Here is an 8,932-nt window from a genome sequence, read left to right as displayed (position 1 = left end):
ATTAGTAGAGTTATTTGTCTCATTTTCATACTATATTTTTCAATAGGTTATTATTATCTTTTTGATTGTTGCCAACTTTAGTGATATGAGTCCGTTGTAATGACTTATATCAGACGTTAAGCGAAGTTAGGTTTTTAAACTCATAATTTCAATACGTAGAACTACGTATTTTACTACAACATATAAGTCTGTGATTTCTCTTTAAAACTACAGAAATAAAATGACAGTTATCAGGTTTTAAATGGTCAAAATCTGTAATTTTGTAGAGCTTTTAATAAACGATACAATCATGAGTTACAGAATAGAAAAAGACACCATGGGCGAGGTTAAAGTACCAGCCGATAAACTTTGGGGAGCACAAACAGAACGGTCTCGTAATAACTTTAAAATTGGTGCACCTGCATCAATGCCTTTAGAAATTGTACATGGCTTTGCCTACCTTAAAAAGGCGGCAGCCTATGCCAATTGCGAGTTAGGCGTTTTAGATAAAAACAAACGCGATCTTATTGCTCAGGTCTGCGATGAAATTTTAGATAACCAACACAACGACCAGTTTCCACTCGTAATTTGGCAAACCGGTTCTGGTACCCAAAGTAATATGAATGTTAATGAAGTAGTAGCTAACCGCGCACACCAAATTGCTGGTAAAGTGATTGGTGAAGGTGACAAAACCATTCAACCTAATGATGATGTCAACAAATCGCAATCCTCTAACGACACCTTCCCTACGGGTATGCATATCGCAGCGTACAAAAAGGTCGTAGAAAACACCATACCTGGTGTGATTCAGTTGCGCAACACCTTACATAATAAATCCATAGCCTTTAAAGATGTGGTGAAGATTGGTCGTACGCATTTAATGGATGCGACACCATTGACTTTGGGACAAGAGTTTTCGGGTTATGTATCGCAATTAGATCATGGTCTTAAAGCTTTAGAAAATACCTTAGCACACTTAAGCGAATTAGCATTAGGTGGTACAGCAGTTGGTACAGGCTTAAACACACCACAAGGTTACGATGTCTTAGTGGCAAAATATATTGCTGAGTTTACAGGTTTACCGTTTGTCACTGCAGAAAACAAATTTGAAGCTTTAGCAGCACACGATGCTATTGTAGAAACACATGGTGCTTTAAAGCAAATCGCCGTATCCTTAAATAAAATAGCCAATGATATTAGAATGATGGCGTCTGGTCCACGTTCAGGTATTGGTGAGATTATTATTCCGGCTAACGAACCTGGAAGTTCTATTATGCCAGGAAAAGTGAATCCTACTCAATGCGAAGCCTTAACAATGGTTTGCGCTCAGGTAATGGGTAACGATGTCGCTGTAACGGTTGGTGGCACACAAGGGCATTATGAGCTTAACGTGTTTAAACCAATGATGGCAGCGAATCTTTTGCAATCAGCTCAACTTATTGGTGATGCTTGTGTGAGTTTTGAAGAAAACTGTGCGAGTGGTATAGAACCAAACCATGAGGTAATTAAAGAGTTACTGAATAACTCATTAATGTTAGTTACGGCATTAAATACCAAAATAGGCTATTACAAAGCCGCTGAAATTGCCAATACAGCGCATAAAAATGGCACGACTCTAAAAGAGGAAGCCATTAATTTAGGGTATGTGTCTGCAGAAGACTATGACGACTGGGTAAAACCAGAAGACATGGTAGGTAGCATGAAATAATAAAACCATACGCAAAGCATAAATTGAACATTACAGCGTCAGTTTGAGCGAGGTATCTAAAAAGATAAAACTGCACTCAAACTGACGTGTTTTTTAAAACAAAAATGAGTGGTATTGCCAGTTTAAACGACTGAATATCAAGATAAAAAGACTATTAGCTAAAATAATTTCTTACATTAGCAAAAAACAAATCTATCATTATGAAAAAAACTTTACTCACTTTATTATCAACTATTTGCATTGCAGTGGTAGTTCATTCTCAAACGAATTGGGCAGCCAAAGCCACTATTGATGGAGCAACGGGAAATAATCCGTATACGATTGCTTCTGGTCTTATTGATGCAGATTCTAATCTAGATATAGTCATAGGTACTGATGCAGACCATATCATTGTATGGTATAAAGGCAATGCAGATGGCACATTTGTAAAACAAACAGCTGTTACAAATACCTTGACTAATATTACTGGTCTCAAATTAGTTGATTTAAATAGTGATGGTGACTTAGATATTCTGGCTGTTGGCTTTGGTAGTTACGGAGCTGGTTATGGCACACCATCGGCTTTAGTTTGGTTTGAAAATGATGGCAACGGAGTTTTTGGAGCTGAGCAACTTATTACTAATGCTTACGATGGTATGAGTGGCCTTTTTGCAGGAACTATTGATGCTGGTGCGACTGTTGACGTCGCTGTAACGTCTATTGTAGATGGTGAAGTACTTTGGTTTTCTAATGACGGTGCAGGAAACTTTTCTGTTCCTACTAATAGTAGTATAGATATTACACTTAACTCACCATCCGTCATAAATATGAAAGATATTGATAACGATGGTGATCTAGATGCTATCATTGCTACAGCAGCTTACTCTGGTAGTGATGTTGTAGAAATCTTTAGAAATGATTTAGTACCTGGAGGTACAGTGTTATTCACCAAAGATGTAACTTCTGTAGCGACAGGATTAATTGGTGTTTTTAATGCTAATTTTGAGGATTTAGATGGTGATTCTAATTTAGATATTTTGGTTACTGAGGTATCTTGTGGTTCATTCTGTGGTAATGTACCAGGTAACTTATACTGGTACGAAGAAGATGGTGCTGGTGGTTATACCACAACAATGTTTACAACAAGTATTGTAAATCCTGCAGTAGCACAGAGCAAAGATTTAGATGATGATGGTTTAAAGGACATCGTATTAAGTAGTGGTTCTTCGGGAGTTGGCAATGATTTAGTATGGTTTAAGAATAATGGCGCCGGAAGTTATGGCAGTGAAACTGTAATTGATAATACACAAAGTCAATCGTTTGTATATACTGTAGCGGATTTTGATAACGATGGTGATTTAGATATTTCAAGTTGTGCTTATAATGATGATGATCTTAATTATTTTGAAAACGAAAAATACGTGTTAAGTGTTTCAAATATTGAGACTGAAGAATTCTCTATGTTTCCAAATCCAACAACAAATGTTTTAAATTTTGAAGGTTTCGACAATGTGACTATTAAAATGGTCATCTATGATATCTTAGGAAAGAAAGTATTTGATAAATCCATAGATGCTAATATATCATTAGATGTGTCACATTTGAATAACGGCATGTATGTTATAAAAATTGATAATGGGTTTATCTCAAAATTTATTAAAGAATAATAGACATAATAACTAATCATATAAAAACGCTGGTTTATTTAGACCAGCGTTTTTTTTTGTTCAAAAAATTAGCAATCTTTACAAAAAGCTAACCACATGTCAATACTAATTACCAACATCAAACAATTACTTCAGGTACATGATTCTAATGTTACCATAGTAAAAGGTGAAGCGATGAAAACCTTACCAGTTCTGGAAAATGCGTACTTATACATTGAGCACGACACCATTATTGAATTCGGTAAAATGGAAGATTGTGATGGTTTATATCCGGAAACAACTATTGATGCAACTGGTAAAATTGTTTTACCATCCTGGTGCGATTCGCACTCCCATTTGGTGTATGCAGGGAATAGAACTTCAGAATTTGTAGATCGAATAAACGGTTTGAGTTATGCTGAAATTGCCAATCGTGGTGGTGGCATCTTAAACTCAGCAAAACTACTTCAAAAAACATCTGAAGAGGACTTGTACAAACAAGCTATGGAACGCTTGGAAGACCTGATAAAAATGGGTACAGGTGCTATTGAAGTTAAAACAGGTTATGGCTTAACGGTTGATGCTGAATTGAAAATGCTACGTGTTATAAAACGTATTAAGCAAGATAGTTTAGCGAAAATCACTCCTACACTACTGGCAGCCCATGCTATACCAGAAGCGTATAGAAAAAATAAATCCGATTATATCAAACTTATTACAGAAGAACTTATTCCTGAAGCTGCTAAACTAAACATTGCCCATTACTTAGATGTATTTTGTGAAGATGGTTATTTTAGTATTGAAGATACCGAAGCGATTTTAAAAGCAGGAAAAGAGCATAACCTAAGACCAAAAATACATGTCAACCAGTTTAATATTTTGGGTGGTGTGGCTTTAGGTGTAAAATATAATGCGCTCTCTGTAGACCATTTAGAAGAATTAAACGACGATGATATAGCAGCAATAAAGGGCTCTAAAACGATGCCTGTAGCATTGCCAGGTTGCTCATATTTTTTAAGTATTCCTTACACACCAGCCAGACAATTGATAGACGCTGGTTTACCATTAGCTATTGCCACGGATTATAATCCTGGTTCTGCTCCTAGTGGCAACATGAATTTTATTGTGAGTGCCGCCTGTGTAAAACTTAAACTCACACCAGAGGAAGCTATTAACGCAGCCACGATTAATGGTGCTTATGCCATGGGTATTAGTAATATGTATGGTAGTATCACAAGAGGAAAAAAAGCCAATTTAATTATTACAAAACCGCTTAATGATTATACAGAAATTCCGTATGCCTTTGCCCATAACCCTGTAGAAAGTGTGATTATAAACGGGGAGTTTAGGTAATAAAAAATCCGGAAACATGTTCCGGATTTTTATCTATCAATCAATCAAATAATCAATTCTTATTTCAGAGTAAACTCTGATGAAGAAATCAACTCTTTATCGTTAAATACATTAACTCTGTAACGTCCTGACTCAAATTTATCATCGTCAGGTCTGGAGATGTATTCGCATATATTTAAGTTTCTGTTTTCGTAATTAAAACGACTAATTAAACTGTAATTTAAAACTTCCTCATCAAACTGTAACTGGCCATTTTCACCAAGTACATTGTTTTTAGGATCAATCACCTGCACGTATAATTCTTTATCACCAGAATCTGCTAACGTATTTTTTGCTACTGTAAAGCACACTTTAATTTTATCACTACGTCTAGCACGTTCTGTAGGTATTTGTTTACCACTACTACGCTCTATTACGCCTAAGCCCTTTAAGCCTACAGTTTGTAATGCCGCAGCATCTTTCACTACAGAGGCTAATTCTGTATTTTGTACTAACAGAGAATCTGTGAATGTTGTACGCTCTGCTAATTGTACTTGTGTGCTATCTAAAGACGTCGCTAAATACTCATTTTCAACTTTTAAACGATCATTTTCTTCCATTAAGACATCCATCTCACGTTGTAAGGCTATGTATTTTTTTCTATATCGCCACAAGCTATTAACACTGTTTTGCGATACTTTTAGAGAATCCATTAAGCCTTGAATACGCTCTCTGGCCTCTAATAGATCTTCGTTTGTAATCTCATTATCTGCAATGGCTTCGTCATATTGCTTAGCCATATTATTGAGATCATTCATTACCTCTTGTTTTTCACTGATCAGCGTCTTCTCTGTTTCTTTTTTGTCATTGTAAAGTTTAGATGCAAAAAAGGCAGTTCCTAAGAAAAGGACTAAAAGAATACCTAAGCCTACTTTTAAACCTGTACCTGTTTTTTGTGAACCTTTCATAAATTATGTTTTTAGTTATTGTTATTTCTTATTCTTAATTTAATTTTGAAATCAAAGTAATTAATTAAAACTGTACTTTTATTACCTATTGTAATAAAGTTATCAAATGAAAAATCTCGACTTATTCACAGAAAAAGACCTACAACATCTTTTAAAGAAACGTAAAGGAGAATCAAAATTTGGAGAACATATTCAATTAATACCTAACCTCACTAACATATACGATGATATTGTTGATTTAGATGTTGACTATGTTATTTTCGGAATTAAAGAGGATATTGGAGTATTCGCAAATCACGGAAAAATAGGTACTTACAGTGCTTGGGACGCTACAATAAAAATTTTGTTAAATATTCAGAGTAATACCTTTACAAAGGTAAATCGAGTTTTAGTTCTTGGTGCTTTAAATTATGCTGACCTACGTGAAAAAGTGTCTAAGTTTGATACTACAAAAAAGAAACATATAGCAAAAGCCAGGGACTATGTTGAGGAGATTGATAAAGATGTAGCCTACCTTGTTGCTTCTATTATAAAAGCTGGCAAAAAACCTATAGTTGTTGGTGGTGGACATAATAATGCTTACGGCAATATTAAAGGAACCTCATTAGCCAAAAACACAAAAATTAACGTGATTAATTTTGATGCTCATACCGATTTTAGACCAGAAGAAGGCAGGCATAGTGGTAATGGTTTTAGTTATGCCTTTGCAGAAGGGTTTCTAAAAAATTACCATGTAATTGGCCTGCATGAAAATTACACTTCAGATAAATTATTTAAGACGCTTAAAAAGGTGAAATATTTTAGTTTTAGTACGTATGAAGCTATAGACGTGCGTAAGGAAACAGACTTCAATACAGCTTTAGAAAAAGGCTTAAGTGCAGTTTCAGACAAATACTTTGGTATTGAATTAGACTGTGATGCCATTGAAAACATACCTAGTAGCGCTATGACACCAAGTGGTTTTTCCGTGTCTCAGGCTAGACAATTTGTACATTATTGTGCGGCCTATGAAAACGCTAGTTATTTACATATTTGCGAAGCTGCACCAAGAAAAAAAACCATGACTAAGGTTGGAAAATTAATTTCATATCTCATTACAGATTTTATTAGAGCTAATGGAAATTAGTATCATAAACTACAATAAAGCATACGCCAAGAATTTTTATGATTTAAATATAGAATGGCTTAAAACCTTTTTCTACGTTGAACCATATGATGAAGAAGTCTTAAGTCAACCCGACAAATATATCATAGACAAAGGTGGATTTATCTTTTTTGGAATGAAAAATAATGCTGTAGTTGGCACAGTTGCGCTAATGCCAACTAAAGATGATGGAATTTTAGAACTAACTAAGATGGCCGTTTTACCAGAAGAACGCGGGCAAAAAATTGGTCAGAAATTATTACAATACTGTATTGATTTTGCTCAACTGCAGAATTTAAAAGCACTTCTACTCTATTCTAATACCAAATTAGAAAACGCCATTTATTTATATAGAAAATATGGTTTTAAAGAGTTACTTCTTGAAAAGGATAATCCTTATGAGCGTGCCAATATTAAAATGCTGTTAGAATATTAAATTATTTTACAGACTAAATTTTGCCTTCAAATAATCAAAAGCTGTATCAATCTCATCAAAAATATGTTCTTCAGAAATTAGGTCGGGAACAATATCTATAGAAACTAGTTTGTCTTTTGGTTGTTCCTGTAATGAAGTTAGTAATACCTTTACACCTCTTTGCTCTAAGTCCAAAACAGCGTTTTCTAACGCGTATAAACCAGATTGGTCAATGTAAGGCACGCGATCCATACGAATGATTAGGGCTTTAATTTGTTCTGGTATATTTTTTATTTCATCTTGAAAATGTGATGTAAAACCAAAAAATAGTGGTCCGTAAAGATGCTTTATATAAATCTTGTCTTTATATTTTTCATAAAATTCCACCTCATCCTGCCAGGGTTTTTCGCCATCAAAACCTGCGATTGTACCTACTTCCATACCTTTCTCTCCAATATCACTTGCGCGTTTCATAAATAACAAAGAGGCTAATAACAAACCGATTCCAACGGCTTGAATTAAACTACCGAAAGTCGTTATTAAAAGAACAATTACCAAAACGACAGCATCTGCTCTTGGAACCACCAATAAATGTTTTAGACCTTTGGTATCAATAATCTTAAACCCTATTGGAATCAACAGACCTGCTAAAACAGATAGTGGAATGTAACCTGCTAATTTTCCCAGTCCTAACAATACAGCTAAAAGAAACAAACCGTGAATAGTACCAGAAACCCTTGTCCTTCCGCCTGAATTAATGTTCACAACAGTTCCTTTTGTTGCTCCTGCACCTGGAATACCTCCAAAAATTGCTGCTATTGAATTTCCTATACCCTGACCAATTAATTCACGATTACTATTGTGTTTGGTTTTGGTCATATTATCAGCTATGACCGAAGTAAGTAATGAATCAATAGAGCCCAAAACTGCTAATACCAGGGCATATTCTGCCACTAAACTATATGCAGATGCATCAATTGAAAACAATCCATCGACCTGTAAGGACGGTAAGCCTGATGGTATTTCTCCAATAATTGGAACATCCCATTTTAAGTAGTAACCAATCAATGTCGCTACGATTAAAGCTACAAGTGCGCTAGGAATGGCTTTAGATATATATGGAAAAACATAATAAGTTAATACTGTTAAGCCACCTAGAGCCAACGCTTGCCAATTAAAATCCGTAATTAATCTGGGTAGATCTTGCATAACTAACCAGGTCGATTTTGCTGAACTTAGTCCTGCAAAAGGAAATAATTGAAGAATAATGATAATGAGACCGACACCGCTCATAAATCCCGACACAACCGGATAAGGAAAATACTTTACATAACCAGCTATATTTATCAGTCCAAAAATGATTTGAAAAACTCCACCTAACAAAAACGTTACAATGATAATAGGCATAGCAGCCTCCAAACTTCCGGTAAGTTCTATAGCTCCGGCAACTAATGCTGCAGAAACTACAGTCATTGGTCCAGTTGGCCCACTTGCTTGGGTAGTAGTACCTCCAAAGATTGCTGCAAAGATTCCAACAGCAATCGCACCATATAACCCTGCTGTAGCACCTAATCCTGATTGTACACCAAATGCTAGTGCCAAAGGTAAGGCTACGACACCAGCAACTAATCCACCCGTTAAATCTCCTTTTAAATATTTAAAATCGTAAATTTTTGAATTCATACTTCTTATTTTAAAGCATATAAAAATAAAGTATTTACTCAAGAAATTGTTATCTAAGCGCTTATGAGATAAAAATTA

Annotated in this window: 7 protein-coding genes; 5 read left to right on the top strand and 2 right to left on the bottom strand. The window is 35.1% G+C overall.

Annotated features, from left to right (window positions below):
• Positions 1-289: 289 nt before the first annotated feature.
• The 3 genes from fumC (at position 290) to hutI (ending at position 4,665) form a co-directional block, all read left to right on the top strand.
• Complete coding sequence (gene fumC / locus ACTG3Y_RS12830) at positions 290-1,687, top strand: class II fumarate hydratase (RefSeq protein WP_439153320.1); 1,398 nt, start codon at positions 290-292, stop codon at positions 1,685-1,687.
• A gap of 200 nt (positions 1,688-1,887) precedes the next feature.
• The gene (locus tag ACTG3Y_RS12825) at positions 1,888-3,333 is read left to right on the top strand and encodes a T9SS type A sorting domain-containing protein (protein WP_439153319.1); all 1,446 of its coding nucleotides are present in this window, start codon (positions 1,888-1,890) and stop codon (positions 3,331-3,333) included.
• A gap of 96 nt (positions 3,334-3,429) precedes the next feature.
• Positions 3,430-4,665, top strand: a complete 1,236-nt coding sequence (hutI, locus tag ACTG3Y_RS12820) for an imidazolonepropionase (protein WP_439153318.1) — start codon at positions 3,430-3,432, stop codon at positions 4,663-4,665.
• A gap of 59 nt (positions 4,666-4,724) precedes the next feature.
• On the opposite strand, the gene ACTG3Y_RS12815 is transcribed toward hutI, so the two are convergent.
• Positions 4,725-5,612: a chromosome partitioning protein ParA gene (locus ACTG3Y_RS12815; RefSeq protein ID WP_439153317.1), complete on the bottom strand. Its 888-nt coding sequence runs from the start codon at positions 5,610-5,612 to the stop codon at positions 4,725-4,727.
• A 106-nt stretch (positions 5,613-5,718) separates the two neighbouring features.
• Between ACTG3Y_RS12815 and ACTG3Y_RS12810 the strand changes: the two genes are divergently transcribed.
• Positions 5,719-6,738 carry a formimidoylglutamase gene (locus ACTG3Y_RS12810; protein ID WP_439153316.1) on the top strand — a complete coding sequence of 340 codons (1,020 nt, stop codon included), beginning with the start codon at positions 5,719-5,721 and terminating at the stop codon, positions 6,736-6,738.
• Entirely contained in the window at positions 6,728-7,192 is a 465-nt protein-coding gene (locus ACTG3Y_RS12805) for a GNAT family N-acetyltransferase (RefSeq protein ID WP_439153315.1), read from the top strand. Before ACTG3Y_RS12810 ends, ACTG3Y_RS12805 begins: the two co-directional genes overlap by 11 nt.
• Before the next feature lie 6 nt (positions 7,193-7,198).
• Here the strand turns inward: ACTG3Y_RS12805 and ACTG3Y_RS12800 are convergent, their stop codons facing one another.
• Positions 7,199-8,854 (bottom strand): SulP family inorganic anion transporter, encoded by a 1,656-nt coding sequence (locus tag ACTG3Y_RS12800; RefSeq protein ID WP_439153314.1) that lies wholly within the window; start codon positions 8,852-8,854, stop codon positions 7,199-7,201.
• Between the last annotated feature and the right edge of the window lie 78 nt (positions 8,855-8,932).

The organism is Winogradskyella sp., from assembly GCF_965656915.1.
Classification (GTDB): Bacteria; Bacteroidota; Bacteroidia; order Flavobacteriales; family Flavobacteriaceae; genus Winogradskyella.
This window is presented reverse-complemented; position numbering and strand designations above follow the sequence as displayed.